At 59.5% G+C, this 26,572-nt stretch carries 28 protein-coding genes and 1 pseudogene; 9 read left to right on the top strand and 20 right to left on the bottom strand.

Annotation, left to right across the window (positions count from 1 at the left end; translation table 11 throughout):
- The first annotated feature begins 256 nt into the window (after nucleotides 1-256).
- The 3 genes from ACQUTP_RS03395 to ACQUTP_RS03385 are packed head-to-tail and all read left to right on the top strand — an operon-like array spanning nucleotide 257 to nucleotide 3,686.
- Nucleotides 257-1,246, top strand: a complete 990-nt coding sequence (locus tag ACQUTP_RS03395; RefSeq protein ID WP_043519923.1) for an ABC transporter substrate-binding protein — start codon at nucleotides 257-259, stop codon at nucleotides 1,244-1,246.
- 11 nt (nucleotides 1,247-1,257) lie between these two features.
- Nucleotides 1,258-2,676 carry an amidohydrolase family protein gene (locus tag ACQUTP_RS03390; protein ID WP_285754886.1) on the top strand — a complete coding sequence of 473 codons (1,419 nt, stop codon included), beginning with the start codon at nucleotides 1,258-1,260 and terminating at the stop codon, nucleotides 2,674-2,676.
- Nucleotides 2,677-2,696: 20 nt separating this feature from the next.
- Complete coding sequence (locus ACQUTP_RS03385; protein WP_285754885.1) at nucleotides 2,697-3,686, top strand: isopenicillin N synthase family dioxygenase; 990 nt, start codon at nucleotides 2,697-2,699, stop codon at nucleotides 3,684-3,686.
- A gap of 73 nt (nucleotides 3,687-3,759) precedes the next feature.
- Here ACQUTP_RS03385 and ACQUTP_RS03380 read toward each other — a convergent pair whose 3' ends face one another.
- Nucleotides 3,760-4,677 carry a LysR family transcriptional regulator gene (locus ACQUTP_RS03380; protein ID WP_285754884.1) on the bottom strand — a complete coding sequence of 306 codons (918 nt, stop codon included), beginning with the start codon at nucleotides 4,675-4,677 and terminating at the stop codon, nucleotides 3,760-3,762.
- 116 nt (nucleotides 4,678-4,793) lie between these two features.
- Between ACQUTP_RS03380 and ACQUTP_RS03375 the strand changes: the two genes are divergently transcribed.
- The 3 genes and pseudogenes from ACQUTP_RS03375 to ACQUTP_RS03365 all read left to right on the top strand — a co-directional run bounded on the left by ACQUTP_RS03375 (nucleotide 4,794) and on the right by ACQUTP_RS03365 (nucleotide 7,559).
- The gene (locus ACQUTP_RS03375) at nucleotides 4,794-6,326 is read left to right on the top strand and encodes an MFS transporter (RefSeq protein WP_285754882.1); all 1,533 of its coding nucleotides are present in this window, start codon (nucleotides 4,794-4,796) and stop codon (nucleotides 6,324-6,326) included.
- A gap of 159 nt (nucleotides 6,327-6,485) precedes the next feature.
- A pseudogene (locus tag ACQUTP_RS03370) lies at nucleotides 6,486-6,599 on the top strand (helix-turn-helix transcriptional regulator); the annotation flags it as partial.
- A gap of 156 nt (nucleotides 6,600-6,755) precedes the next feature.
- Entirely contained in the window at nucleotides 6,756-7,559 is an 804-nt protein-coding gene (locus tag ACQUTP_RS03365; protein ID WP_306235107.1) for a helix-turn-helix transcriptional regulator, read from the top strand.
- Between the two features lie 13 nt (nucleotides 7,560-7,572).
- Here ACQUTP_RS03365 and ACQUTP_RS03360 read toward each other — a convergent pair whose 3' ends face one another.
- The 13 genes from ACQUTP_RS03360 to ACQUTP_RS03300 form a co-directional block, all read right to left on the bottom strand.
- Nucleotides 7,573-8,061 (bottom strand): DinB family protein, encoded by a 489-nt coding sequence (locus ACQUTP_RS03360; protein ID WP_017899546.1) that lies wholly within the window; start codon nucleotides 8,059-8,061, stop codon nucleotides 7,573-7,575.
- Between the two features lie 118 nt (nucleotides 8,062-8,179).
- Nucleotides 8,180-8,713 (bottom strand): anti-virulence regulator CigR family protein, encoded by a 534-nt coding sequence (locus ACQUTP_RS03355; protein ID WP_032456187.1) that lies wholly within the window; start codon nucleotides 8,711-8,713, stop codon nucleotides 8,180-8,182.
- Nucleotides 8,714-9,081: 368 nt separating this feature from the next.
- Entirely contained in the window at nucleotides 9,082-10,053 is a 972-nt protein-coding gene (locus ACQUTP_RS03350; RefSeq protein ID WP_039103704.1) for an ABC transporter ATP-binding protein, read from the bottom strand.
- A complete protein-coding gene (locus ACQUTP_RS03345) occupies nucleotides 10,050-11,030 on the bottom strand; it encodes an ABC transporter ATP-binding protein (RefSeq protein ID WP_181352468.1) in 981 nt (326 codons plus the stop codon). The genes ACQUTP_RS03350 and ACQUTP_RS03345 overlap by 4 nt, the downstream gene beginning before the upstream one ends.
- Nucleotides 11,027-11,977 (bottom strand): oligopeptide ABC transporter permease, encoded by a 951-nt coding sequence (opp4C, locus tag ACQUTP_RS03340; RefSeq protein ID WP_072140468.1) that lies wholly within the window; start codon nucleotides 11,975-11,977, stop codon nucleotides 11,027-11,029. The genes ACQUTP_RS03345 and opp4C overlap by 4 nt, the downstream gene beginning before the upstream one ends.
- The gene (locus ACQUTP_RS03335; protein ID WP_004202926.1) at nucleotides 11,974-12,933 is read right to left on the bottom strand and encodes an ABC transporter permease; all 960 of its coding nucleotides are present in this window, start codon (nucleotides 12,931-12,933) and stop codon (nucleotides 11,974-11,976) included. Before ACQUTP_RS03335 ends, opp4C begins: the two co-directional genes overlap by 4 nt.
- Before the next feature lie 44 nt (nucleotides 12,934-12,977).
- Nucleotides 12,978-14,681 carry an ABC transporter substrate-binding protein gene (locus tag ACQUTP_RS03330; protein ID WP_004202925.1) on the bottom strand — a complete coding sequence of 568 codons (1,704 nt, stop codon included), beginning with the start codon at nucleotides 14,679-14,681 and terminating at the stop codon, nucleotides 12,978-12,980.
- 148 nt (nucleotides 14,682-14,829) lie between these two features.
- On the bottom strand, nucleotides 14,830-15,873 hold the full coding sequence (locus ACQUTP_RS03325) for a methionine ABC transporter ATP-binding protein (protein ID WP_285754877.1): 1,044 nt from the start codon (nucleotides 15,871-15,873) through the stop codon (nucleotides 14,830-14,832).
- 52 nt (nucleotides 15,874-15,925) lie between these two features.
- Nucleotides 15,926-16,702 (bottom strand): MetQ/NlpA family ABC transporter substrate-binding protein, encoded by a 777-nt coding sequence (locus ACQUTP_RS03320; RefSeq protein ID WP_285754876.1) that lies wholly within the window; start codon nucleotides 16,700-16,702, stop codon nucleotides 15,926-15,928.
- Between the two features lie 31 nt (nucleotides 16,703-16,733).
- On the bottom strand, nucleotides 16,734-17,408 hold the full coding sequence (locus ACQUTP_RS03315) for a methionine ABC transporter permease (RefSeq protein ID WP_004202921.1): 675 nt from the start codon (nucleotides 17,406-17,408) through the stop codon (nucleotides 16,734-16,736).
- A 1-nt stretch (nucleotide 17,409) separates the two neighbouring features.
- Complete coding sequence (locus ACQUTP_RS03310; protein ID WP_023318450.1) at nucleotides 17,410-18,636, bottom strand: SfnB family sulfur acquisition oxidoreductase; 1,227 nt, start codon at nucleotides 18,634-18,636, stop codon at nucleotides 17,410-17,412.
- Between the two features lie 270 nt (nucleotides 18,637-18,906).
- Nucleotides 18,907-19,590 carry a CatA-like O-acetyltransferase, family 1 gene (locus tag ACQUTP_RS03305; RefSeq protein WP_131076437.1) on the bottom strand — a complete coding sequence of 228 codons (684 nt, stop codon included), beginning with the start codon at nucleotides 19,588-19,590 and terminating at the stop codon, nucleotides 18,907-18,909.
- Nucleotides 19,591-19,621: 31 nt separating this feature from the next.
- Nucleotides 19,622-20,005 (bottom strand): VOC family protein, encoded by a 384-nt coding sequence (locus ACQUTP_RS03300; RefSeq protein WP_285754873.1) that lies wholly within the window; start codon nucleotides 20,003-20,005, stop codon nucleotides 19,622-19,624.
- Between the two features lie 90 nt (nucleotides 20,006-20,095).
- Here ACQUTP_RS03300 and ACQUTP_RS03295 point away from each other — a divergent pair, with 90 nt between their 5' ends.
- The gene (locus ACQUTP_RS03295; RefSeq protein WP_004202915.1) at nucleotides 20,096-20,866 is read left to right on the top strand and encodes a DeoR/GlpR family DNA-binding transcription regulator; all 771 of its coding nucleotides are present in this window, start codon (nucleotides 20,096-20,098) and stop codon (nucleotides 20,864-20,866) included.
- A gap of 3 nt (nucleotides 20,867-20,869) precedes the next feature.
- Here ACQUTP_RS03295 and ACQUTP_RS03290 read toward each other — a convergent pair whose 3' ends face one another.
- Complete coding sequence (locus ACQUTP_RS03290; RefSeq protein WP_023318448.1) at nucleotides 20,870-21,499, bottom strand: LysE family translocator; 630 nt, start codon at nucleotides 21,497-21,499, stop codon at nucleotides 20,870-20,872.
- A 249-nt stretch (nucleotides 21,500-21,748) separates the two neighbouring features.
- Between ACQUTP_RS03290 and ACQUTP_RS03285 the strand changes: the two genes are divergently transcribed.
- Complete coding sequence (locus tag ACQUTP_RS03285) at nucleotides 21,749-22,384, top strand: carbonic anhydrase (RefSeq protein ID WP_004202911.1); 636 nt, start codon at nucleotides 21,749-21,751, stop codon at nucleotides 22,382-22,384.
- Between the two features lie 47 nt (nucleotides 22,385-22,431).
- Here the strand turns inward: ACQUTP_RS03285 and ACQUTP_RS03280 are convergent, their stop codons facing one another.
- The 4 genes from ACQUTP_RS03280 to ACQUTP_RS03265 all read right to left on the bottom strand — a co-directional run bounded on the left by ACQUTP_RS03280 (nucleotide 22,432) and on the right by ACQUTP_RS03265 (nucleotide 25,091).
- A complete protein-coding gene (locus ACQUTP_RS03280; protein WP_023318447.1) occupies nucleotides 22,432-23,448 on the bottom strand; it encodes a zinc-dependent alcohol dehydrogenase family protein in 1,017 nt (338 codons plus the stop codon).
- 152 nt (nucleotides 23,449-23,600) lie between these two features.
- Nucleotides 23,601-23,810, bottom strand: a complete 210-nt coding sequence (locus ACQUTP_RS03275; protein ID WP_004202908.1) for a YdgH/BhsA/McbA-like domain containing protein — start codon at nucleotides 23,808-23,810, stop codon at nucleotides 23,601-23,603.
- Between the two features lie 84 nt (nucleotides 23,811-23,894).
- Nucleotides 23,895-24,611, bottom strand: a complete 717-nt coding sequence (locus ACQUTP_RS03270; protein ID WP_186384188.1) for a hypothetical protein — start codon at nucleotides 24,609-24,611, stop codon at nucleotides 23,895-23,897.
- A 45-nt stretch (nucleotides 24,612-24,656) separates the two neighbouring features.
- On the bottom strand, nucleotides 24,657-25,091 hold the full coding sequence (locus ACQUTP_RS03265) for a winged helix-turn-helix domain-containing protein (protein WP_017899535.1): 435 nt from the start codon (nucleotides 25,089-25,091) through the stop codon (nucleotides 24,657-24,659).
- Between the two features lie 400 nt (nucleotides 25,092-25,491).
- Here ACQUTP_RS03265 and ACQUTP_RS03260 point away from each other — a divergent pair, with 400 nt between their 5' ends.
- The gene (locus tag ACQUTP_RS03260) at nucleotides 25,492-25,641 is read left to right on the top strand and encodes a hypothetical protein (RefSeq protein WP_002907802.1); all 150 of its coding nucleotides are present in this window, start codon (nucleotides 25,492-25,494) and stop codon (nucleotides 25,639-25,641) included.
- A gap of 87 nt (nucleotides 25,642-25,728) precedes the next feature.
- Here the strand turns inward: ACQUTP_RS03260 and ACQUTP_RS03255 are convergent, their stop codons facing one another.
- Complete coding sequence (locus ACQUTP_RS03255; protein ID WP_043519952.1) at nucleotides 25,729-26,565, bottom strand: MBL fold metallo-hydrolase; 837 nt, start codon at nucleotides 26,563-26,565, stop codon at nucleotides 25,729-25,731.
- Nucleotides 26,566-26,572: the final 7 nt, after the last annotated feature.

Raw genomic sequence — 26,572 nt, 5'->3', positions numbered from 1 at the left:
TAATGGTGCGTTTTTTGTGTGCATGAATCAAAGGTTGCATGCCCCAGGGCGGCGGCGCAGGCGATTTTGCGCGGCCGCGCGCGGGCGATAAAATCTGGCATTGTTTTTGTATAGCTAAGTGTGAGTAGAAGCGGTCAGTACGGGTTATCCATACGGGACATTGCTCAGTCACCATGTCGCGGTTCAATGTTGACCGGGATGGGAGGCTGAGCCACATTCGCTCGCTCCCCCTCCCGGCGTAAAGAGGAGAGGGATAATGAAAACAGGCGCACGCCTTCCCCGGGGTTTACGCTGGCTGGGCCTGATGGCCCTCGGCGGTGTCTCGCTGGCCGTTCAGGCCGAGGAGAAAATCGTTCTGCTGACCTCCTGGTACGCTCAGGCGGAGCAGGGGGGGTATTATCAGGCTCAGGCCACTGGGCTGTATAAAAAATATGGTCTCGACGTCGAGATCCGCTCCGGTGGCCCCCAGGTCAACGGCATGCAGTTGCTGTTGTCGAAGCGGGCCGATGTGATCATCGGTTACGATCTGCAGCTACTGGAAGGCATTCAGCGCGGCTTCCAGGCGAAAGCCATTGCCGCGCCCTTTCAGTACGATCCCCAGGGGCTGCTGACCCATGCCGATGTCACCTCCCTGCAGGGGCTGAAAGATAAAACCATTCTGGTCTCCAGCTCCGGTCAGGCGACATGGTGGCCGTGGCTGAAGGCGCAATACCAGCTGAGCGACGCTCAGGTTCGCCCCTATACCTTCAATATTCAACCCTTTGTCGTCGACGACGCTGTCGCCCAGCAGGCCTATGTCAGCTCCGAGGTGTTCCAGGTGCAGAAGGCCGGGGTGAAGGCGAACTTCTTCCTCTTTTCTGAGCATGGTTACCCTCCCTATGGCGGCATTCTTATCGCCCGCCCGGACACCATCGCCGAGCGTAAAGCGGCGATGGCGAAGTTTGTCCGCGCCTCAATGGAGGGCTGGGTGAGCTATCTCAAGGATCCGGCGCCGGGCAATGCGCTGATTAAGCAGGACAATCCGAAAATGACCGACGATCTGCTCGCCTGGGGCGTGACCCAGATCCGTGAGCATCATCTGATCGACGGCGGGGATGCCGCCAGTCAGGGCTGGGGGACGATGACCGACGCGCGCTGGCAAAAGACGCGCGATTTTATGGTCAGCGCCGGTCTGCTGGCGGCGGCCACCGACTGGAAACAGGCCTACACTACCGAATTTGTTCAGGCCATGCAGGTTAAACCCTGAGGAGCGACGCCATGTCATTAATGATTAAAAATGCCCATGCCATCCTCAGCGGTCTGCCCGGAGAGGCGGCGCGGCTGGCCGGGCCAGATATTCGCATCCGCGACGGCAAGATTGCGGCCATCGGCAGCCTGACGCCGCTGCCGGAAGAGCGACAGATCGATGCCCGCGACTGTGTGATCTATCCGGCATGGGTGAACACGCACCACCATCTTTTTCAGTCGCTGCTGAAGGGCGAGCCGCAGGGGCTGAACCAGAGCCTGACGGCCTGGCTGAGCGCCACGCCGTACCGCTTTCGCGCGGCTTTCGATGAGCATACTTTTCGTCTGGCGGTGCGCATTGGCCTGGTGGAGCTTCTGCGCTCGGGCTGCGCCAGCGTGGCGGATCACAACTACCTGTACTGGCCGGATATGCCTTTCGATACCTCGGAGATTGTCTTCAGCGAAGGGGAAGCGCTGGGGATGCGCATCGTTCTGTGCCGGGGTGGGGCGACCCAGGGGCGGGCGGTGGAACAGGATCTGCCGGTGGCGCTGCGTCCGGAAACCTTCGACGGCTATATGGCGGATATCGAACGGCTGGTCAGCCGCTATCACGACCCCCGGCCCGATTCTCTGCGCCGGGTGGTGATGGCGCCCACAACCGTCCTGCACTCCGCGCCGGGCGCCCAGCTGCGGGAGATGGCGAAGCTGGCCCGCCAGCTGGGGATCCGGCTGCACAGCCATTTATCGGAAACCGTCGATTATCTTGACGCCGCGCGGCAGAAATTCGCCATGACGCCGGTGCAGTTCTGCGCGGAGCACGACTGGCTGGGAAATGACGTGTGGTTTGCCCATTTGGTGAAGCTGCTGCCGGAGGAGATTGCCCTGCTGGGCCGCACCGGAACCGGCATCGCCCATTGCCCGCAAAGCAACGGTCGGCTGGGCAGCGGCATCGCCGATCTGCTGGCGCTGGAGCAGGCCCGGGTCCCGGTCTCGCTGGGGGTGGATGGCGCTGCCTCCAATGAGGCGGCGGATATGCAAAGCGAAGCCCATGCCGCATGGCTGCTGCAGCGCGCGCGCAAGGGGATGCTGGCGCAGCCGCGCTACGCCGGAGGCACCTTCGAGGGCGGGGCCGATGCGGCCACGGTGGAGGATGTGGTGCGCTGGGGCAGCGCCGGCGGGGCGCAGATCCTCGGCTTAGCGCAGAGCGGCACTCTGCAGGTCGGCATGCAGGCGGACCTCGCCATTTACCGGCTGGACGATCCGCGCTACTTCGGCCTGCACGATATGGCCATTGGGCCGGTGGCCTGCGGCGGGCGCGCCGCGCTGAAGGCGCTGCTGCTCAATGGCCGACCCATCGTGGAAGATGACGCCATTCCCGGTCTCGACCTTGACGCGATGCGCCACGACGCGCTGGCGGCCGTCCGTACCCTCCAACAGCGCGCCGCTGTTTAACTGATAACAGGATAATGACGATGAACGCAACCACCCAGAATCAACGCTATGCCTTACAGGAACTGGAAAAAGAGGCGCTGATGGGCGCCGAGGGCGAAGAGACCTTCGCCCGCGAAGTGCGCTGTATCGACCTGTCGAACTTTGCCGAAAGAAAACATGATATTGCCGAACAACTGTGGGAGGCGGCGGTGGAGATCGGCTTCTTCCAGGTCAGCCACCATGGTATTCCGCTGGCGGAGATCCGCCAGGCGTTCAGCACGACCGAGGCGTTTTTCAACCTGCCCGACGAGGTGAAGCGCCAGTATCCGCTGGCCGGCAACGCCGGCTGGGAGAGCAAGGCGCAGGTTCGGCCATCGACCCGCACGCCGGATCAAAAAGAGTCCTATCAGATAACCCGTCCGCTGATGGATGGACGCTGGCCCAGCGATCGGGAGCTGCCAGGCTTCCGGCAGACGATGCTCGGGTTTGAATCGCAGTGCTGGCAGCTGGGGATGAAGATCCTCTCCTGCTTTGCGTTAAAGCTCGGTTTTCCGGAATCGTTTTTCACCACCGCGCACGATCCGCAGCGTGACACCTATCAGAGCACCTTGCGCATGCTGCACTACTATGCAACCGAGCAGTCGCAGCAGGGGATGTGGCGGGCCGGCGCGCATAGCGATTTTGACTGTCTGACGCTGCTGTTCCAGCGCCCCGGTCAGGGCGGCCTGCAGGTTTGTCCCGGTAAAGACCGCGAAAGCCAGCAGTGGACCAGCATTGAGCCGCGCGAGGAGGTGATCACCTGTAATATCGGCGATATGCTGATGCGCTGGAGCGACGACCAGCTGCCGTCTAACTTCCACCGGGTGAGAAACCCGCTGCCCCACGAATATCAGGGGCCGCGCTACAGCCTGGCGTTTTTCTGCCAGGCCAATAAAGATGTCGAGATCCTCGGGCCGCAGAGAAAGTACCCGCCCATCAGCGCCGAGGATTATCTGCAGCAGCGGATCCAGGCCAATTTTGCCAAAGGGTAAGATGCGCTCTTGAATGGTATACCTGCCGCCGGCTTTCGCTGGCCGCGCGGCAGGACATCCGGCGCTGAGCTTTTCAGGGGGTAGGGCTTGCCGATACGGGTGACAAGGGTATCTCTGCCGCAGCCATAAAATCGATAAAACAGCGTATTCGCGGTGACAGGTAGCGGCTGGCGGGCCACAGGACCGAGAAATGCCCATCCTTGACGCAACAGCCGGGCAACACCTCCTGCAGTTGTCCCTCGTTGATGGCCTCGCGCACGACAAAATCAGGCACATAAGCGATGCCCATCCCCGCCGCGCTTAAGCGAATGGCGGCCTCAATGTTATTGACTGTCATAATGGCAGCGGCCCTGAAATCTCCCGTCAGCCGCATATCGCGCAGTTCCCAGGGCTGGATCAGCCCTGTCGCGGGGAAGCGAAAAAAAATACACTTGTGCGCCGCTAATTCCGCTGGCGAGCCGGGAACGCCGTATTCCGCCAGATAGGCCGGACTGGCGCAGAGCACAAAATGAAAGCCCCCCAGCTTTCTGGCGATCAAGCGGGAATCCGCTAGTTCGCCGCTGCGGATAGCGACATCAAATCCTTCATCGATCAGATTGACCAGCCGGTCACTAAAGTCGAGATCCAGTTCAACCTGCGGATAAAGACGGCTAAAGGCGGTGAGGGCGGGGAGCAGCAGGCGGTAGCCGATGACAGGCAGTGAAATCCTCAGTTTACCGGTGGGCTGTGAAAGACTGCTGGTCAGCTCAGACTCGGCCTCCTGGATCTGCTCCAGGATACTCTGGCAGCGGGTCAGAAACGCGGCCCCCTCCGCCGTCAGGCTGACGTTTCTGGTGCTGCGGTTGAACAGCCGGACCCCCAGCTTATGCTCAAGCCGGGCGACATTCTTACCCACCGCCGAGGCAGATATCCCCAGCAGCCTGGCGGCCTGAACAAAGCTTAGCGTTTCGGCGGTGCGGACAAAGGACGTCAGCGAAGTGAGGCTGTCCATCGATTATAAACCTTTTGTCTCTTAAGAAGATATTTTCAGTCTATTTATCGGCAAGAACATCCGCAATAGGATGGCGATAGTTTATTCATTCCTTGCCGACTGATGAGGGCCGCCCGATGTTACTCACCGCCAGAACACCTTCCCGATACGCCAGCGCCCTGGCCGCGCTTTCTGTCTTTATGGCGGCCTTGCTGCTGCCGTTATGTTTTACCGGCGGCGTCATGACCACCCCGGCGATACAGCAGTCGCTGGGCGGCTCTCCCGCTGCGCTGTCGTGGCTGACCAACGGCTTTATGCTGACTTTCGGCAGCTTTTTGCTGGCCGCAGGGGTGATGGCGGATGCCATCGACAGAAAACGTATTTTTATCGCCGGCGCCGCGCTGTTTTGCCTGAGCAGCCTGCTGTTTTGTCTGACGCACAATCTCTTCCTGTCAGGCGTGTTGAGGGCTCTGCAGGGCCTGGCCGCGGCGATGATTTTAGCCAGCGGCAGTGCGGCGCTGGCCCAGCTGTATGACGGCACTCAGCGGACGCGGGCATTCAGCATCCTGGGCACGGTGTTCGGCGCCGGCCTGGCGTTCGGCCCGCTGCTGATCGGCTTCATGACCGACGCGGTGGGTTGGCGCGGGGTATACGCCCTGTTTGCACTGCTCTCGGCGATGGTTCTGCTTATCGGTCTGGCGTATCTGCCGGCGGCAGAACAAAGCCAGCCGCGGACACCCGACAACCTCGGCTTAACCCTGTTTACGCTGGCCCTGATGCTGTTTACTGCATCGCTTATGGTCATTCCGGCCCGCGGCTTTTTATCGCTGACCACGCTGGCCTTGTTCATCGCGTCGGCGGGACTGTTCGTGGCGTTTGCCGTGCGCTGCCGGAGGGTGAGCAACCCGGTGCTGGAACTCTCCCTGCTGCGCCATCCGCGTTTTGTCGGCGTACTGTTGCTGCCTGTCGCCACCTGCTGTTGCTACGTGGTCCTGCTGATTGTTGTTCCACTGCATTTTATGGGCGGAGAGGGGATGAGTGAGTCGCAGAGCGCGCTGTATCTGATGGCGCTGACCGCGCCGATGCTGATTTTCCCATCCGTTGCGGCCCTGCTCACCCGCTGGTTTTCACCGGGGCGGGTGTCCACGGGAGGGCTGATGATGGCCTCCGTCGGGTTGCTGTTGCTGGGCGATGCTTTTCACAGTAACCATCTTCCGCAACTGGTGCTGGCGCTGATCCTCTGTGGGGCGGGGGCGGCGCTTCCCTGGGGACTGATGGACGGCCTGGCGATATCCGCTGTGCCGGTGGCGAAAACCGGCATGGCGGCAGGCCTGTTCAACACCGTTCGCGTTGCCGGCGAGGGGATCGCCCTGGCGATAGTCTCCGCGGTATTAACGGCAAGCAATACCCTGACCCTGCACAGTCGCGTTCACGGGTATGCCCCCGAGGTGATTCACCGCGCCGCAGGCTGGCTGGGGGCCGGCAATATGCCGCAGGCGGCTGCGCTTTTGCCTGACTTTTCCCTCCGGGCGCTGCGCGAGAGCTATGACTCTGCTTATACGCTACTGTTTAGCGGGCTGGCGGTTGTCACCCTGGTGTGCGCCCTGATGGTCTGGCGGACGCTATGCCGGAAGGGGAGCGATTTCCAAACCCGCAACAGCGGATCCTGAGCCCCCTTGATAACGCACTGGCGTCACGCTCCCGGCAACCGTCTTTCCCGGTCCGCTCAGCGAACCGGGACTGTCATTGTTTCGCTGGCGGAACTATGCTGATCAGGGCGGCCACATGCGCCGCTCCGGCCGCGGAAACAGTGACTCACAGGTGGCGGTATGGCGAGTGATCCTGAACTGATTTATATCGAGATCCTGGAAACGGTGCTGATGGCCACCCTGGATCCCGATTTGTGGAAATCGGCATTGCAGAAACTGGCGTTCCTCACCGGCCATCAGTACGCGGCATTTCTGTTCTACGATAAAGGCAATGCGCACCTGTTGACCGATTCACTCCTGCTCGAGGAAAAAGTCTTTGCCGCCTATCGCGACGTGTTTCTGGCCATCGATCCCGCCGAAAAAATATTGACCGCGTTACCGGTCGGGCAAATGTACCGGGACCGCGAGTATTTAGGCGATAAATTTATTGCCGGCAGCGTCTATTACAATGAGTTTCATCACCCCAACGATCTGAATAATCTTACCAGCGTCAAGCTGTGCACCCTCAATGGCTATGCCACCTATCTGTCACTGATGACGGCGAATACGGCGGCTTATCCGCAGCCGGCGCAGTTTGAGCTGTTCAGGCGTTTGATCCCGGCGCTAAAAACCGCCTGCCAGCTTCACGCCCGATTTGAACAGCTACGAGACACCATAAAATACCAGAGCGCGGTGATGGACAACGGGATCTACCCGGTATGGCTGGTGGATCATGGCGGTAAAATTCTCTACGCCAGCGCGCATGCCGAACGCTACCTGCGCGCTAACACCCGCCTCTCCTGGTATAGCGGGGGCGATACGCTGTGCCTTGATACCGACAGCAAAAAACTGAAACGGACTATCGAGCAGGCCACCCGGACGGCAGAGCCGCCGAGGGCAGGCGTGTGCTATACCGCCGGGCGTCAGCCGAAACCAATCCTCGTGATCCCGGCGGCCCGTCTTGCCGGGGTCGCCTGCGTGATTATTCCCGAGCCGTTTCTCACCGGCAGCGCCTTGATGGAACTGTTTAACGTCAAGCCTGCCGAAAATGCGGTGGCGGAGCTGCTGGTGCGGGGCATGACGCCGGATGAATGCGCCTTACATCTGGGCGTATCTATCGCCACCATCAGAACCCACCTTAGCGCCCTGTACCGGAAAACCCACACCCGTAATCAGGCAGAACTGCTGCTGATCATTCGCGCGATTCACGGCTGATGCACTCGCATCCTCAGGAATGATGGTCGCGCAGGAAAACGGTCAGCACATCTTTCGGCGGCACGCCGCCGCATTCGCCAATCATCCAGCCTACCGCGCCGCGGTGATAGGCGCCGTGAAAGAGCATGTGGTTCAACATCTCCATCGCGGTCATATTGCCGTCGCCGCCGTCGACAAATTTGAAGGCGATACGTTCGTGGAAATCGGCGGGGGTCATGGCGCTGACGTAGTGAATGTATTCGTCCGTACAGGCGGTCATTGCCGTTTCCAGCGCATCAATGGTTGGCGTCTCGGGGGTATTCAGCGCGGTGTAACCGTGCGTCATGCCGCGCAGATTCGCCCGGAAAATCATGTCAACGACATGGATATGGTTCATCAGCCTGAGGGTCAGGTGACGCTTTTCGCCATGTATTGTTCCGTCTATCGCGCGGATCGCCTGCAAGGTGGCAAGGTCAATCCAGCGCTTGTACTTCAACAGCGTCACTACAGTATCTTTGTCCATAGTCGGTCCCGGGTTGGTTGAGCCATTATCTTAGCGATGATGCCAGCGAGTTGTCACTCTCCAGCGCCAGGCACAAAAAAAGCCTCGCCGGAGCGAGGCTTTTTAATAAGCAGGTGAGTTAGTCAAACACACCGTTAATCACGGCGGTGACAATGGCAGTGCTCAGCGCTACCAGCACCAGGTCATCGCCGACCGCCCGCCATTCATAGCCCGGATAATAGGGCAGATCGTTAATCATAGAAGCTGGCAGGGTCTTTTTCGCGATACCCGGAGGGAGCGGTTTGCCGCGGGCGACATTTTTGGCGATACCCGGAGGCAGCGCCTGATAGCCGACCAGACCGTAGTTCACGGCCAGGGAGCGCGCCCGTGAGAAGCTAATATCGCTGTCAACGTGGTCGGGCTTGCCGTAGTTTTTGCGGTTGCCATGATCGTCAGTGGACTGACCTTTATTTTGTCCTTTATTACCATGGTCGCCGCTGTTACCGCTGTTACCATGATTGCCGCTATTGCCATGGTTACCACTGTTCCCGTGATTACCACCGCCGCCGCCGTTGCCATTGCCGTTACCCGGGTTGGCATAGGCCGGTGCCGCCATGACGGCGAGAGAAATAACCGCCGCCAGTGCTGTTTTAATAGTGCGACGCTTAAGCATGATCTTGATTCCTTAATGTGGAGTACACGCATAAAAAATAAGATAACGCTATGCCTCAGGCAATCTCATATAGTCTTATTTTTTGCCGGGGTTTCACGGGAAGGTGATGAAAGGATAGCGGGGCGCGGACAAGCAATTCCTTTGCTGCGTTTTGACAGACGGGCGACCGCGCCCCGCTAAATTTGTCGCCGGCAGGATCGCTCCCGGGCGTGTCGCAAAAAAATGCCCGAAGCCATCGGGCAAAAATGAACAAAAATATTACGCTTCATTCATAACGCGTCTCACAAGACGGAGCGGATAGTAAATCCTGGCGCCGCTGCGCACAATCGACCGGTTGTTTAGAAATAAATAACCCCCGTCGGCCGCGCTCAGGACGCGACCCAATGGCAGGCCACCCGATGGCCAGGGGCCACCTCGCGCAGCGCCGGCGCTTCTCTGCGGCACCGATCGCCGGCCTGCGGGCAGCGAGATGAAAAGCGGCAGCCGGCGGGAGGATTGGTCGGATCCGGGATCTCGCCTTGCACCAGCGCCTGCGGTTCGCTGTGCGGGTCGAGGGTCGGCACCGCGGCTAGCAGAGCGCGGGTGTAGGGATGGAGGGGGCGGCTGAACAGCGCATCGCGGCTGGCGCTTTCCACCAGTTGCCCGAGATACATTACCGCCACATCGTCACATAAATGCTCCACCACCCCGAGGTCGTGGGAGATAAACAGAAACGTGACGCCGCGGTCGTCGCGCAGGTCGGAAAACAAATTGATGATCTGCGCCTGAATCGACACATCGAGGGCCGAGATGGGCTCATCGGCGACGATAAAATCCGGGTTGAGGATCAGCGCCCGGGCAATACCGATCCGCTGGCGCTGGCCGCCGGAAAACTGATGCGGAAAGCGGGCGTAGTGTTCCGGCGCCAGGCCGCAGATCTTCATCACGTCGATCACCCGGTCATAGAGCTCATCGCGGGTGCAGAGCTTGTGCTGCAGCATGGCTTCGCCTATCGCCTCGCCAATACGCAGCCGCGGGTTCAGCGAGCTGTAGGGATCCTGAAATACCAGCTGCATCCTCGGCCGAATGGCGCGCAGGGCGGGCCCGGTCAGGTCGGCCAGCTCCTGACCGTGAAATTTCACGCTGCCGGCGCTCTTCTCGTACAGGCCAAGCAGGGTTCGGCCGACGGTGGTTTTGCCGCTGCCGGACTCGCCCACCAGGCCAAAAATAGTGCCCGGACGGATGTTAAAGCTGACGCCGTCCACCGCGCGAAGCTCGCCGGTCTGCTGGCCAAAGAGGCCATCGCGCAGCGGAAAATACTTCTTCAATCCATCCACTTCAATAACATAGCGATCGCTCATGCTGTCGCCTCCGCAAATTCGCTATAAAAGCAGGCGGCCCGCTGGCGCTCGCCGAGCAGCGGCGGAATCGCCTCCCGGCAGCGCGGCGTCGCCCGTTCGCAGCGCCCGGCAAAAGCGCAGCCCGCCGGCAGGGCGGCCAGATCCGGTACCTGACCGGGAATCGAGTACAGTCGCCGACGCCGCTCGCCCGGTACCGGGCGGGAGGCGATGAGCCCACGCGTATAAGGGTGCTGCGGATGGCGTAGCACCTCCGCCGTGGCGCCCTGTTCCACGATCCTCCCGGCATACATCACCACCACCTGTTCGGCCATCTGCGCGATCACCCCCAGGTCGTGGGTAATCAGCATCATCGCCATCTGGCTGGCCCGCGCCCGGTCCCGCAGCAGGCGCAGGATTTGCGCCTGCACGGTGACGTCCAGCGCGGTGGTCGGTTCGTCGGCAATCAGCAGTTTGGGCTGACAGCTCAGTGCCATGGCGATCATCACCCGCTGCAGCATGCCGCCGGATAGCTGGTGGGGGTAGCTGGCCATCAGGCTGTCGCCGCGCGCCAGGCCGACCTCGCTTAGCAGCCGGATAGCCAGCTGCCAGGCGGCTTTCGGCGTGGCGCCGAGGTGGCGGATCGCTGGTTCGCACAGCTGTTCGCCGATGGTCAACACCGGGTTCAGGGCCGACATCGGTTCCTGAAAGATCATGGCCAGCTGGTGGCCGCGCAGGTCGGCCATCTGTCTGGGGTTCAGCCGCAGCAGATCGCGGTCCGCGAAACGAATTTCGCCGCCGTCGATGCGTGCGGCCTGCGACGGCAGGAGGCCCATCAGCGCCATGGCGGTGACGCTTTTGCCGCAGCCGGACTCGCCCACCACGCCAACGGTTTGCCCGGCCTGAATCGTGAAAGAGACGTCCTGCACCGCGCGCACGCGATGACGTTCGCCAGCGAAAGAGACGGAGAGATGATTAAAAGAGACTAACGGTAGGGTCATTTCAGCCTCGGTTTCATATTGGGATCCATGGCGTCGCGCAGGCCATCGCCCAGCACGTTAATGGCGATCACGGTGAGAAAGATGGCGATCCCAGGCGGCATCCACAGCCAGGGACGGCGCTGGAAATCGATCAGGCTATTGGCGGCATCCATCATATTGCCCCACGACGGCGTTGGCGGCACCACGCCGAGGCCGAGATAGCTCAGCGCGGATTCGCTGAGAATGGCGTTGGCGACAGCCATGGTCGCCATCACCACCAGAATCGGAATGGTATTCGGCAGCAGATGGCCGAACAGCCGGCGACGCGCCGACAGGCCCAGTACTTGGGTGGCCAGCATAAAATCGCGTTCGCGCAGGGAGAGACATTGCCCGCGCACCAGCCGCGCCAGTCGGGGCCACTCCAGCAGGCTGAGCATTACCACCACCATATAGATGCGCGAGTCCGGGGAAAAATCGAGCTCGGAAAGCATCGCCCCGGCAACAATCAACAGCGGCAATCCAGGGATGGTCATCACCAGGTCGGCCACGCGCATGATCACTCTGTCGGTTAACCCACCGACATAACCCGAGAGGGCGCCGAGCAGATAGCCGAGGAATACCGACATCACCATGGTCAGCAGGCCGATAATCAGCGAGATGCGCCCGGCCAGCAGCAGGCGGGTGTAGACATCGCGACCAAGGAAATCGGTCCCCAGCCAGTGTTCCGCCCCGGGCGGTTGGTTGATGCTCAGGGCGTCGGTGGCATCATCTTTCCACGGCGACCAGACGGGCCCCAGCACGCACCACACCGCCATTACGGCCAGCAGGATCAGGCAGAACATGGCCAGCCGGTTACGGCGCAGCTGTCGCCATCCCTGGCGCCAGGGAGAGGGGGTAATGTGCGCCAGCGCCGGGATAGCCGCCTGCCGCTGGCGGCGACGGGAAGCAAAGTAAGACAGGATCATCATGACCTCACCCGAATACGCGGATCGGCCCAGGCGTACAGCACGTCGGCGAGCAAATTACCGACTATCGTCAGCACCGCCAGAAACAGAGTAAACCCCATCAGCACCGGATAGTCGCGGGCGGCCAGCGAGTCGATATGGATGTGGCCTGCCCCCGGCCAGTTGAATACCTTTTCGGTAATGATCGCCCCGGAGAACAGCCCCGGCAGCTCAAAGCCCAGCAGGGTGATGATCGGCAGCAGGGCGTTGCGCAACGCATGTTTAAGGATCACCGTGCGCTCATGCAACCCCTTGGCGCGGGCGGTACGGATAAAATCCATTTTCACCACGTCGAGCATACTGGCGCGCACATAGCGCGTCAGGCTGCCCGCCTGCAGCATCACCAGCGCCAGCACCGGCAGCGCCAGGTGGGCAGCCACTTGCAGCACATACTGCCAGCCGCTTTCGTCGCTGCCGGTATTGGTCATCCCGCCTACCGGCAGCCAGTGGAGATCGACGGCAAACCATTTAATCAGCAACAGGCAGAGGAAAAAGGTGGGGAATGACATGGCGGCAAACACCGCAACGCTCACCAGATGATCAAACCAGGAGCCAGGTCGCAGGGCCGACACCACGCCGACCGCCAGGCCAATGCCCCAGTAAAAGACCAGCGCGACGCTGGCCAGCAGAAAAGAGTTCCAGATGTACTGATTGAGCAGCTGGCTGACCGGGATCTGATACTGCAGCGAAAAGCCTAAATCGCCTCGCAGAAGCTGTCCCAGCCAGTGGAGATAGCGGGTGAACAGCGGCTGGTCGAGGCCATAGATCGCCTTCAGCTCCGCAGCGCGGGCGGCGGTCAGGGTAATATTGCCATCGATAAAGTCGCCGGGGGTTTTGGCAAACAGCATAAAAATAATGAACGAGGCCAGCAGTAGCATCGGCAGCGTTTGCAGCAGGCGCCTCAGGATGAAATTTTTCATGACGATCTCGCATCAGCCGCCGGTTAACCCGGCGGCCAGGGGATTTACTTAACGATTTTCACATCCGGCAGGCTGCCGGTCAGGCCGTTGTAGATATCCGGTTTAAAGCCGGTGACGCGGGCGCTGCTGGCGGAAAGGATGTTGCGATAGCCGAGCAGGATCACCGGCGGATCGTCGGCCAGCACTTTATACAGCTGGTGATAGATCGGCTTGCGCTTTTCGATGTCGAGCACCGCGTTGCCAGCGTTAATCAGCTTATCGACCTCCGCGTTGTGGTAGCCGGACTCTTTAGCTTCGCTGCTGTAGAAATCCCATACCCCGTCGTGCGGGTCGTTGAGAGTGCTGGTGCTGAACGAGGCGAGATCGTAATTTCCGGCTTTGCGCTGCGCCATCAGAGCGTTGAAATCCACCACCTGCGGCTTAAGCAGCACGCCGATCTGCCGCCAGTTCTCTTTGGCGATGGGGATCAACGCATCGTTGAGCACCTTCTTGCTCACCAGCAGGGTTAGCTCCAGGCGTTGGCCCTCTTTGACGCGGATACCGTCGGCGCCAGCTTTCCAGCCGGCCTCATCCAGCAGCTTTTTCGCCTGCGCCGGATCGTAATGGTAAGGATTGACGCCTTCTGCGTTAAAGGCCCAGGAGATCGGGGCGATCGGCTCGATGGCGACTTTGCCGTACCCCTGATAGACCACGTCGATCAGCTTCTGCCGGTCCAGGCCGTAAATCAGCGCCTGGCGCACCCGCTTATCCTGCAGCGCCGGACGATGAACGTTGAATTCCACCTGGCTGTAGTCGCTGGAGCCGTAAAGATTAATGTTGGCGAAGCCGAGCATCTTCAGCTGTTCTATATCGTCAGGACGCGAGGTAAAGGCGTCGTAGTCGGTCTCCCCGGTCTGGAACAACTGGAAGTTGGTCGACGGATTGGTCACGCGATAGATAAAGCGCGGCGTTGGCGGCGTCCCACGGTAAAAATGGCTATTGGCATGGAAACGAATTTCCTGACCGGGAATATAGGTATCGTACACGTAAGGGCCGTTGCCCAGCGGCTTGCCGTGCAGTGAGCGCAGATAGTCGAGATGTCCCCGTTGATATCCTTTGCCGTACCAGGCTTTCGACAGCACTGGCCCGCCAATTTTGGCCAGCGTGGTGGCGCCTGGCTGGGTGGTGGTCACCTGAAGAGTGAGCGGGTCGATGACCTTCAGGCCGCTGACGCTGTCAGCCTTGCCGGCTTTGTATTCTGCGCCGCCAGCGATATTGGCCAGGGTGATGTCGGTATCGCCATCATATTTGGGGTCGAGCAGGACCGTCAGGGTAAAGGCGACATCTTCCGCCGTCAGCGGTGAACCATCGCTGAAGGTCAGACCAGGGCGCAATTTAATGGTATAGACTTTACTGTCCGGGCTGACCGTCCAGCTCTCCGCCAGCCCCGGGACCAGCTTGCCCTGGCTGTCCCAGTCGATCAGGCGTGAAAAAATGACGTTCGTGACGTTCTCATCCCAGCCGTTGACGAAAAAGTAGGGGTTAAAGATCCCCTGCGGCTCGGAGATCCCGGCCACCACCGTGTCTTTGCGCAGCTTGGCGCTGGCCGGGATCTGACTGGCGTCAGTGGCCGGGGTGATGCCTTCTTTCAGGAGACCCTCAGCAAAGACAGCAGAAGAAAATGCTACCACGCCGCCGAGCAGGGCCACTTTTAGCGCCAGGGCGAAGCGGGTTTTTTGGGTTTTTAATCCTTGTTGTAATCTGGACAAAAGTGCTACCTCATCAAGTGATTGCGTGGTGATTTACAATTCATGACGAAAGATAAGAGGCGCACTTCGCCCTGTCTAACACTGAAACGCTATGATTTATAACCAATTATCCTTAGCAAAGGATCGGAAATATAATTCCATTCTATGGCTATGGCGCAGTGGTTTCCGCTGCCTGAAGAGGGTGGGTCAAAATGCTGTCCGCGACCCAGCCATCCTGCACCAGCGCGCTGGCGGCCAGCGGCCCGCTCAGCCGGACCTGCAGCTGGCCGATGACCCGGCCCTGGATACGCTCGCAGTTGCTGTACAGCAGGCGGGCGTCGCCCCCCAGCAGGCTGGCGATATGCTGCAGATTGGGTTCGCGACCGCTGCTGCCGTCAAACCGTAAGGTCACGATCTGTTCGCCGTCGCGCAGCGATGGCCTGGCCTGCGGGCGGTCGGGGTGCTGCAGGCCGAGCATAGCGCGCGTCACCGGATGCTGCGGGTTGCCAAACACGCGCCAGACCTCCCCCTGTTCGACAATGCGTCCGCCTTCGAGCACGCTGACCCGATCGCAGAGGGTGCGAATAACCTCCATTTCGTGAGTGATCAGCACGATAGTCAGCCCCAGGCGCTGGTTAATCTCCTTCAGCAGGGTTAACACCGACAAGGTGTTTTCCGGATCCAGCGCCGAAGTTGCCTCATCGCACAGCAGAATTTCCGGTTGAGTGACCAGCGCCCGGGCGATGCCGGTTCGCTGTTTCTGGCCGCCGGAAAGGCGGGCAGGGTAGCTGTCGCGCAGGGCGCTGAGGCCCACCAGCTCAAGCATTTCCGTAACCCGCCGCTGACGTTCGCCGGCCGGGATGCCAGCCATCTTCAGCGGCAGCGCAATATTCTGCGCCACGGTTTTGGTGGCCATCAGGTTAAAGTGCTGAAAAATCATCGCCACCCGCCGACGCAGGTCGCGCAGCTGGCGCGGGGAGTAGCGAACGGTCGACTCGCCGTGGATGAACATCTCGCCGCTATCGGCACTTTCCAGGCGATTAAACAGGCGCAGCAGGGTGGATTTTCCGGCGCCGCTGCGGCCGATGATGCCGAAAATTTCGCCCTGACGGATGGTCAGGTCAATGTCCTGTAGCGCCTGCACGCCGTTAGGATAGGCTTTGCTGATACCAGCAAACTCAATATGGATCGGTGGGGCGGGGATATGCGTCACGATGATGCGCTCCGTTTGCCCGGGCAGCGGCTGTCGCCGCTGCCCGCGGTGATTAAAATCCGGGTAAAATTTTGCCCTGATAACGCGTCAGAATGAACTGACGAACGGCGTCCGAATGCAGCGCTTGCGCCAGTTTCTGAATGCCCGGGTCCTGAATATTGTCCGGACGCGCCACCAGATATTCGACGTACAGATCGCTGCCTTTTTCCACCAGCAACGCTTTATCGGTGTCGATACCGGCCTCCAGCGCATAGTTGGCAAAGATAAAGGCGAGGTCGACCTGCTTCACCGCCCGCGCCAGCATGGCGCCCTCCAGTTCGCGGATTTTAAAGTGATGCGGGTTGCTGGTGATGTCCTTCGTTGCCGATTGCGGATTGTGCGGATCCTTGAGGGTAATCAGCCCGGCGTTGCTTAACATCACCAGCGCGCGTCCGGTGTTCACCGGATCGTTAGGAATGGCGATCGTCGCCCCGTCAGGCACCGCGGTGAGACTCGTGTATTTGCTGGAGTAGGCGCCGAAAGGTTCGATATGCACCCCGACCACCGGAATAAGGTTGGTATGCCGGGTCTGGTTGTAGTTATCGAGAAACGGACGGTACTGGTAGTAGTTAGCGTCGAGGTGTTTCTCCGCCAGCTGCTGATTGGGCTGTATAAAATCGTTAAATACTTTGATCTGTAAATCGACGCCTTCCTTTGCCAACACGGGCTTCACAAACTCCAGGATTTCCGCATGCGGTACCGGCGTGGCGCCGACGATCAGCGTCTCGTTAGCCATTGCTGTGGTGGATAAGAGGGCCAGAAGTCCGGCGGCGATAATGGATTTTTTCATGATAGTGATTCCTGAAACCTGGAAGGGTAAGTTATTTGCGGCTGACGTAGCGCACCAGGCGGTCGCCGCTCATTTGCAGAAGCTGTACCAGCGCAATCAGCATCAGGACGGTGACCACCATCACGTCAGTCTGAAAGCGCTGATAACCAAAACGAATGGCCAGATCGCCCAGCCCACCGCCGCCAATCACCCCCGCCATCGAGGTGTAGTCGACCAGCAAAATGGCCGTCACGGTCACAGCGGCGATCAGCCCGGCCCGCGACTCCGGCAACAGCGTGTGCCAGATAAGCTGCCAGGTGCTGCCGCCCATCGACCAGCTGGCCTCCACCAGGCCGTGCTCCACCTCGCGCAGAGCGGTTTCCACCAGCCTGGCGAAGAACGGGGCGCAGCCGGCGACCAGCGGCGGAATGGTTCCTTCCACCCCCAGCGAGGTGCCGGTCAGCAACGTGGTCAACGGGATCATGACAATGAGTAAAATGATGAACGGCAGGGAGCGCAGCACGTTGACGCACAATGACAACAGGCGGTAAAGACGCGGGGCGTACAGCAAACGCGGCTCGCCGGTGAGATAGAGTACGATCCCCAGCGGAAGGCCCAGCAGCACGGTCCAGCCCAGCGACCAGGCCAGCATGGTGAGGGTATCGAGGGCGGCCTGGGCCACATCGCTCCAGTCGATTTGTGCGAAAAATGCCAGCAGACTCGTCATATCAGTTCCAGTCGTGTCGTTGCGGACGAATACCGTTCAGCACCCAGTTTCCGAGCAGCTGATACTTCCAGCGTACCGGGTCGTGCAGGGTGTGCACCCGGGCATTGCGCCAGTGGCGGTCGAGGTTGAGCGACTCACCGGTAGCCCGCGTGCCCCCCAGCTCAAACAGGCGGCTGGCGGCCTCCAGCGCTACTTCAGTGGTCCAGATTTTGGCGCGGGCGACGGCCAGCGATGCCTCTGCGACATGTTCCTCACTGAGGTCATTTTTATAGCGGTCGAGCACCCGTCCGGCCCGCTCCAGCAGCGCGTCGGCAGCGGCAAGACGGCTATCCAGCTGACCGATATGGTAGATAGTCAGCGGGTCGTCACTGGCCCGCGCCACACCGGCGTCGATCCACGGTCGGGCGCTGTTGCGCACGAACGCCACGGTATCGTCCAGCGCCGCGCGGGCGATACCGGCGTCTATCGCCGCGGTGGTCAACTGGGCAAAGGGGCCGGCAAGGGTCGGGCTGGCGTAGGACTTCCACGTTGGGAAAAGGTGGAAGGGATTGACCGGAAGATTATCGGCCAGTACGGTGCCGCTGGCGGTAGTTCGCTGACCGAGGCACGCCCAGTCATCGACCACCGTCAGCCCCGGGCTGTTCTGTGGCACAAAGGCGAGCTGGGCGCGATCGTCAGCATCCAGCGCCAGAATGCCAATCCAGTGGGCATACAGTGATCCGGTGCAATAGCCTTTACGGCCAGTGATCCGCAGCCCCTCGGCGCCTTGCACGATACGGGTACGAATATCGAGGACCGTTTTCCCCCCGGTTTCCGACAGGGCATTGGCGAAGCGATAGCCTTGCAGTACCTGGGCGAAAAAGAACGCCTGCTGGTCGTCGCTGCCCTGCAGACGAATATCTTCCAGCAGGCAATAGTGGTTCTGGGGAATCTGACCTAACGATGGATCGGCCGCGGAAAGAATGGCAATGACCTGCGCCAGGGTCGCGGCCGAGACCTCGGCGCCGCCAAAGCGGCGCGGCACCGTAATACCCCACAGCCCGCTGTTGGAGTAGGTATTGACGATCTCCACCGGGACGATACCCGTGCGGTCGCGCTCGGCGGCGCCGGGTTTGAGCACGGCGGCGATCTCATCGGCGATGGCGAGGGCTTCCGCATCGCTGGCAATAATATGCGCCTGCGGCGAGGACTGGGTGTAAGGCAGAGCGGGTGAACTGGCTGACATCATCTTCTCTCTTATTCAGTGAATAGCTTATGCGTAAATTGGATAAATAAATTATTCATAATGCCCATGTGTTATATGTATGAGTAAGCAAAACACGTGCCAGCGAGAGAGGAAGGCCGGTTGGCGATATTTAGCGGGCTGGCTATGTCTGCTGACGGAGCGGACTGCTGCAAATGCAGCGCACTTTTGCGCTGCCTGTTGCAAAGGCGACAGTTAGGGAAAAGCGACCTCCGGACAGAGGGAAGGCTGCCCGGCGGTGAGTGTGGCGAGTTCTCAGCGATCCTTCGCCGTAGGGGGAAGCAGTGAGGGGGCGGTCGCGGTTAGCGGCTGCCAGAGCCGCTCGGGGTCGCGAAACCCCGCTTCGACGAGGGCGTAAAAGCGGCTGGCATGGAGACCATCGACGAAGGCATGGTTAAATCGCCCGGCCACCGGGATCACGCCGTTCTGCAGTTTCCCCCAGGTGAGCGCCGGAATCGCGGCGCCCACCGCGTATTCCGCATGGGTCATCGAAGTAAAGTGGAGCCACGGCAGACAGCTGGCGCAGATAAAATGTTCGCCATCGACGATGAGCGGCGCCGGCGATGTCTCTCTTGCCGCGACGATCTTCGGCGTTGCCGCGGCGCTGAAGGCGGTGAACTCGGCAGCGTTGTCGCACCATACCTGGCGGAAGCCCTCCTCGACGGTCATCACCGGCGTCATGACCGCCAGGCTGTCATATTCAATCACCTCGCCATCGCGCACGCGCTGCCGGAGCTGCGGCACCCCGTTGGCCGCGCGCAGCAGGGCATAGAGCGCGAGCTGAAAAAATGAGACCCGCCGGTCCTTCGCACATTCGTACAGGCGCTGCGCCTCTATCGGAACGCAGAGATTAAAGCTGGGGTTGGCAAATTGTCGGTAAAAGGTGAAATGGTCCCGGCGGGGCCAGGCCGCGGTGTCGATGATCCGGTAACGTGCCATGGATGCCTCCTTATAGCTGGCGGTCTACTGACTATGCGACGATTTCAATCAGGTTGCCATCGGGATCGGCGAGCACCGCCTCATAATAGCCGTCGCCGGTGGTGCGCGGGGGTGAAACCAGTATTCCCGCCGCTCCGGCGCGTTGGGCAAGGGCATCGACCTGTTCTGCGCCGCCCACCGAGAGGGCCAGATGCGCCCAGCCGGTATGGTTATTATCCGCGCTGGCCTGCTGCAGGCCAGGCTTGGTCATCAGCTCGATCACTACTTCGTCGTCGATGGTGACAAAATAGGAGGCAAATCCGGGGTTGGTCTGGCTGAGGTATTTTTCATTAATACTGGCGGCAAAGAACTCGACCCAGAAGCGGGCCTGAGCCTCAAGCTGTTGGGTCCACAGAGCGAAATGGGCAATTTTCATGGTAAACCTCCGGGCTGGAACATTGACAATCACAGCAGGGCAGACGATCATGCTTACTGTTGCTCGTTTATGATTGTTTAAGGAGTTGCTTTGCTCGATTATGCTGCTTTTCCCCAACAGCGACAAGCGCTGATTTGCCAGATCCTGCAGGAAAACGGCAGAGTGGTGTGTGCGGATCTGGCGGCGCGTCTTCAGGTGTCTGAGCATACTATCCGCCGCGATCTGCATGAGCTTAGCCGCGAAGGCGTCTGTAAAAAAGTCTACGGCGGGGCGGTGTTGAGCCTGCCGGAAGCGGGAGACTACAGTGAACGGAAAGATAAAAACCGAGCAACAAAACTCAGGATCGCGCAGCAGTGCGCCCGGCTGGTGAAACCCGGCGGCACTATTTTCATTGATACCGGCACCACCAATCTGGCGATGGCCGAGGCGCTGCCCGCCGAGCTGGCGCTGACGGTGGTGACGAACTCTCCGGAGATCGCCGCGGTGCTGGTGAAAAAGCCGCTCTACGACGTGGTGATGCTCGGCGGTCAGGTGCAGCGGGCGAGCGGGGGCTGCGTTGGGGCCGCGGCGGTGGCTCAGGTGCAGGGGATGTTATTCGACCAGGGGTTTATCGGCGGCTGCGCCATGGCGCCAGAGTCAGGCCTGACCGGTTTTGACTATGCCGACTGTGAGTTTAAGAAAGCGGTGATTAAGCAGTGCAGCGAAATTATCATCGGCCTGACCTCGGATAAAATTCCGGCGGTGGCGCGGTTCGTGGTGGCCGCGAGCAGCGATATCGATGTGCTGGTGGTGGAGGAGAATATTAGTCGCGAATATCGCGTTGCCTTTCAGCAACACGATATCCGTATCCATACCGTGTAGCCGCTAGCGGGTGAGAGAGGTCGCGATAAGCCGCAGGCCCAGCGCCCCCAGCACCGTCGCGGTGGCGATATCGATTCGCCGCTTCAACCGCAGGTAGACCCGACGCGGGCGATCGGCGGAGAGCACCAGCGCCACCAGTGAATACCAGCTAACGTCAATCAGAAAACTCATCAGCGGCACGATGTAATAGAACGCGGTGGGGATCTGCGTCGGCAGCAGGGCGGTAAAAATCGAGGCAAACACCAGCGCGGTTTTGGGATTGCTCAGCTGGGTATACAGCCCGTCGCGGAAGGTCTTCAGCAACGAATGGTTGCCGGCCATGCCGCTGGCGGAAAAATCCATCGGCTGCGCCGAACCGCGGAAAATCTTATAGCCCAGCCACAACAGGTAGAGCCCGCCCGCTACTTTCAAGCCAATAAACAGCTCCGGCACCGCGGTGAGCACCTTCTGCAGGCCCAGCATCGCCATAATAGAAAAAATGGCGGCGCCGGCGCCGGTGCCGAGGGCGGTCACCAGACCGTGCAGGCGCGAGCGGGCGACCGCATTGCGCGCGACAAAAATAAAGCTCGGGCCGGGACTGATCACGCCCATGATCAGCACCGCGGCAATGGCCATCAGGCTGGATAAGAACATAGCAACTCCTGGTGTGTTCGCCGCCGTCAGGCGGTCGGCAACGTGGGGACGGTACGAGCAGACAGAGTAGCAAACTGGCTCAGGAAAGCACGTGAAAACCCTGTGGAATAGGCGAGGCTGAATGGGCATCCGCGGCGCGCGTTTTCTGCGCAACTGTTTGAATAACGATTCCCATTCTTGTCAGCAATGGTAAACTGAATAACTGTGATCTTTGTCATACCGTAATAACTACAGAGAAGAGACACTGCTATGCAACATATCATTGAGGGCTTCCTCAACTTCCAGAAAGAGATCTTCCCCCAGCGTAAAGAGCTCTTCCGCAGCCTGGCTTCCAGCCAGAATCCCAAAGCGCTTTTCATCTCCTGCTCTGACAGCCGTCTGGTGCCGGAACTGGTTACCCAGCAGGAGCCGGGACAGCTCTTTGTTATTCGTAATGCCGGGAATATCGTGCCGTCTTTCGGGCCGGAGCCGGGCGGTGTATCCGCGACCATTGAGTATGCCGTGGTTGCGCTGGGCGTGACTGATATCGTGATCTGCGGCCACTCAAACTGCGGGGCGATGAAAGCGATCGCCACCTGCCAGTGCCTGGAGCCGATGCCGGCGGTGTCTCACTGGCTGCGCTACGCTGATGCTGCGAAAGCGGTGGTGGAAAAGAAAACCTGGGCCAGCGAAACCGATAAGGTCAACGGCATGGTGCAGGAAAACGTCATCGCTCAGCTGAACAACATCAAAACCCACCCATCGGTGGCCGTCGGCCTGCGCGACCATACCCTGCGCCTGCACGGCTGGTTCTACGACATTGAAAGCGGCGAGATTCAGGCGCTGGATAAAAACACGAAATCCTTTGTTTCGCTGTCGGACAATCCGGACGTCTTTTTCGAATAAAGCCGTTCCCAGGGCACGGAGGCCCTGTTCATCTCATCTCCTCACCCCTACCACTCCACGCAAATTTTGCCGAAATGGGCGCCGCTTTGCAGATAGCGGAAGGCGTCTGGTAAGGCCGCAAAATCAAACACTTTATCGATGACCGGCCGCGACGCCTGCAGGTTCAGCGCGTTGACGTAGTCCTGTTGTTGCCGGCGATGACCCACCACCAGCCCCTGCAGCCGGGCCTGTTTACTCATCAGCAGATGGGTGGGCACATGACCTTCGAAGCCAGTCAGGACGCCGATGAGGGCGATGTGTCCGCCAACACGGACGGCTTCGAACGACTGGCTCAGGGTGCCCGGTCCGCCGAGCTCGAGGATAATATCGGCCCCGCGATGACCGGTGATGTCCTGCACCGTAGCACCCCACGCCGGGGTGGTGCGGTAATTGATGAGATGGTCAGCCCCCAGGGCGCGCGCGCGGGCGAGCTTTTCATCTGATGAGGAGGTGACGATGACCTGCGCGCCCATGCTTTTCGCCAGCTGCAGGGCGGTTATCGACACGCCGCCGGTGCCGAGCGTCAGCACCGTATCGCCCGCTTTTAGCCGCCCCTCCACCACCAGCGCGCGCCAGGCGGTGAGGCCGGAGGTGGTGATAGTCGCCGCTTCCCTGAAGCTCCATCCGTCAGGCGCATGGGTAAAATGGCTGGCCGGTCTGACCACATACTGGCAGGCAAACCCCTCGGCGCCGTCGCCCGGGGTCTGGCTGAAGTCCTTCACCTGCGGGCCAGGACGGCCATCCAGCCACTGCGGGAAAAAGCCAGCCACCACCCGGTCGCCTGGCTGAAACTCGCTGACTCCGGCGCCAACCGCTTCGACCACCCCCGCGCCGTCCGCCATCAGGATCCGCCGATCGGCGGTAGGAATCACCCCCGTCGCTACCAGCAAATCGTGATAATTCAGGGAGGTGGCGTGGAGCGCTACGCGGATCTCGCCTGCCGCCGGCGCGCCAGGGTCGGCAAGATCGACAAGCTGCAGATTGTCCAGTGAACCGGGTTTGTTGACGATCCAGGCTTTCATCATCGGGTTCTCTTTTCCGGGGGATATGGTAAGTATTGGCCCGGAATTGGCTGAACGCCACAGCGCGCCGCTCAGGAAATCACTGCCCGGAGAAAGAGGCGAAAAAAAAGCGCCGTTTTTGACGGCGCTTTTTTCATTGCGAAAGAACGAAGAGATTATTTGCTCAGCTCAGCCGTCATATGGACGCGATTATTAAACTGGGCGCTGGTGATTTTATAGGACGCACCCTGCTCAGCGGCCTGGGCGGCGATTTTGGCTTCAGCACGGTCCAGGGTGGAGGCGGTGGCGCTGACGCTCTGGGCGAAGCTAACGGAAGAGAACAGTGACAGTGCAGCAACAGCAACGAAAGTTTTGATGGATTTCATGGTCGTATTCCTTAATCTGGTGTCTGATATAGGGCTTGTCGCCCTGATGTGATAAAGAATACGCGCAATACCTGGAGGTTAAAATCAAAACAATTTGCGAAACTCATTCAAATTATATGAATAATTTTCGGCCGGTCGCGATGCGGCACGTCGTTGCCGGGCTGGCCGTACTCCTGGTCTATAGCAGCTGAGATCGGCGCAGAGGTGGCTAAACGTGGCCTCCGCGGTCATAAAATGATGAAAATGAGTATGGCTGACGAGGCGAAAATTCATTTTGATCCGCTCCAGTCCGTTATAAACCCGCTTGCGATTAACCCCCAGCGCGTCCGCCATCTGATTAATTGACTGTCCGTCGACCACGCCACGAATCATCTGCATCTCCAGGTCATTAAGTGGGGCTCGCAGCCGGGAGGAGTGACTCTGACGCTGATGGCGCGGCGCGAAAGGGCGGCTACGGTCTGCCAGCCGGCGCAGAAGGCGGCCGATCTCGTGAACGCTTTCCCGCTGGCTGACCCACAGGAGGGTATCCGCGTAAAAGGCGCGTCCGCGTCTCACATTGTTGGCGGAGGTAAATCCGACCACCAGACCGGGATAGCGCTGGGCTAATTCAGCAGCGGCCTGATAATCGTGATAGTTTTCCAGCGCTAAAATAATTACATCCATCCCGGCCAGATCGGGCAGATGGCTGAGCGGCAGTGAATGAATAATATTCAGACCGGGCAGGGTTTCCTGAATATCTCTGAAACACTGGGCGAGGCCGATATTAAAATAAATATTATTGCTGTGAATTAAAATATTCAAAGAATAAATCCTGTTGCAAGCGATCTAAACGGCGTGGAGAGGAGATTAGTTGCGAACCAGGAGCTTATTCATATCAGCAGGCGAGTTATTTATATAATTCATCATGCCCGGCGGTTTGAAGGAATAAATTTCGGCTACGCAAGCAGGATTAATATAATACCCTGCGCATTTAACGCGGACAATTAACGTGCTTTCGACCCCCGCCTGGTTTAAGCGAGATTTTAGGGTCTGGATAACCTGCCATAATCGCTGCGCGGACGGACGGAGATTATTTTTTTCCCAGACGTTAATCATTAACTCTTCATCGCTGACCAGACGTTCTCTGCCATGCGCCAGCAAATACTCCAGTAAACAAGCCATGGTGCTGCGCAGCTGAACCTGCGTTCGCGTCCCACGTAACGCGATAATTTCCCGATGATGCAGGCAGTAGAAAATATTATCCGCTAACTTATAGCCAAGTAGTTTATAGCCTGTAGTCATCCACCACTCCCTGACAAATCCCCGTATTGCCGGTGCAGAGTAACCGCCTGCGGCGGTCTGACCAAGTGAATTTTATTAGCTAGAATAATCAAAACAATTAACCACATTAGCATACATAACTAGAATAAAAATCTGATAATCTTGCCCTCTTCTGTTGGATTATGTGGTATAGGAAAAGTCTTAATCAAGCGGTGGCCGAAGTTAAACGGTTGAAAATATAGGTGGCGAAATCAAAAAATCGCACTTACATTGATCTAGATCAATTTAATACCTTTCAGGAGGCTTTCACCATTTACATAGTAAAACAAAGATTGAAATAACTTCCGTTACGCGATGATAAGCTGATTCTGAACTTATGGAATTACCCAGGGAACTGTTCATTACTTTCAGGAGCGTTTTTATGGTCATTGCAACTCGTAAGCCTCTGTGCAACAAACGCTGGTCCGCCAGCCCGGCCTCTCAGGATCTTCAGTTGACCCAGCTGCGTCACCCATGGGTCGCCACCAAAGCCAGCTGCAAAAGTAAAAAAGGCTGGAAGAGCCGCGGTTAACGGCTAGTCCACTTCCCCAGACACCACGCCCCGGTCGCGTTAATGTCACGACCGGGGTTTCGCTGTGATCGGTGTTTGCCGCGAAGGTCACACCGGGCGCAGGCAGTAGCCTGAGGCGGTATTCTCCACGCGGGCGAAACCCGGCAGGCCAAGATGCATACCGGCGATGAGCCACCGTTCGCTGGCGGCCTGGCGCAGCAGACTTTCCCGTGTATGCCGGGCCTGGTCAGGATCGACGTCAAATGCCACCGACACCTCTGGCCGGGCGCTCTGGATCGAGGGAAAGTGGACGATATCCCCCCAGATTAGCAGCGACGTTCCGCCCGCCTCAAGGCGATATCCGGTATGCCCTGGCGTATGGCCGGGCAGGGGACATGGCCGGATCCCGGCTACCGGCTCGTCTTCATCAATATCACGAATTTGCGTCGCACAGATCGCCATTATGCGGCGGACGAGCAGCACGTTACGTTGTCCACGATCGCTGGCGTTGTCCAGTGTCGATGGCGCCAGCCAGTAAGCGCTTTCCCGCGAGGGTAGGAACACCATGGCGTTGGGATAAGCCGGTGTACCGGCGGCGGTCAGCAGGCCGCCGATATGGTCCGGGTGCGCGTGAGTGAGAAGGATGGTGTCAATTTCCTCAGGGCGCACGCCGAGCAGCGCCAGATTGGCAATAAGCGCGCCGCCGACGCCGTTGGCCCCGCCGGTGCCGGTATCCACTAGCACCGTGTGCCCGCGTCCGCGGATCAGGTAAGCGCCGATCTCGATGGCCTCCGGCGAGGTTAACCCGGCCTGGCGCTGCAGACGCGCCGCCTCTTCAGGGGCGATCCCCGCGAGTAGCGTCAGCGGCGCTGTCATCTGACCATCACTGATGGCGCTTATCGTCAGGTCGCCTGCTGTCAGGGTATAAAAGGGAGCTGGTGTCATGTTGACC

Source organism: Klebsiella sp. 2-CIP_Kleb. (assembly GCF_050378715.1).
GTDB lineage: Bacteria > Pseudomonadota > Gammaproteobacteria > Enterobacterales > Enterobacteriaceae > Klebsiella > Klebsiella quasipneumoniae.
Note: the sequence above shows the minus strand (reverse complement) of the source record. Positions and strands in the feature narration are given on the sequence as shown.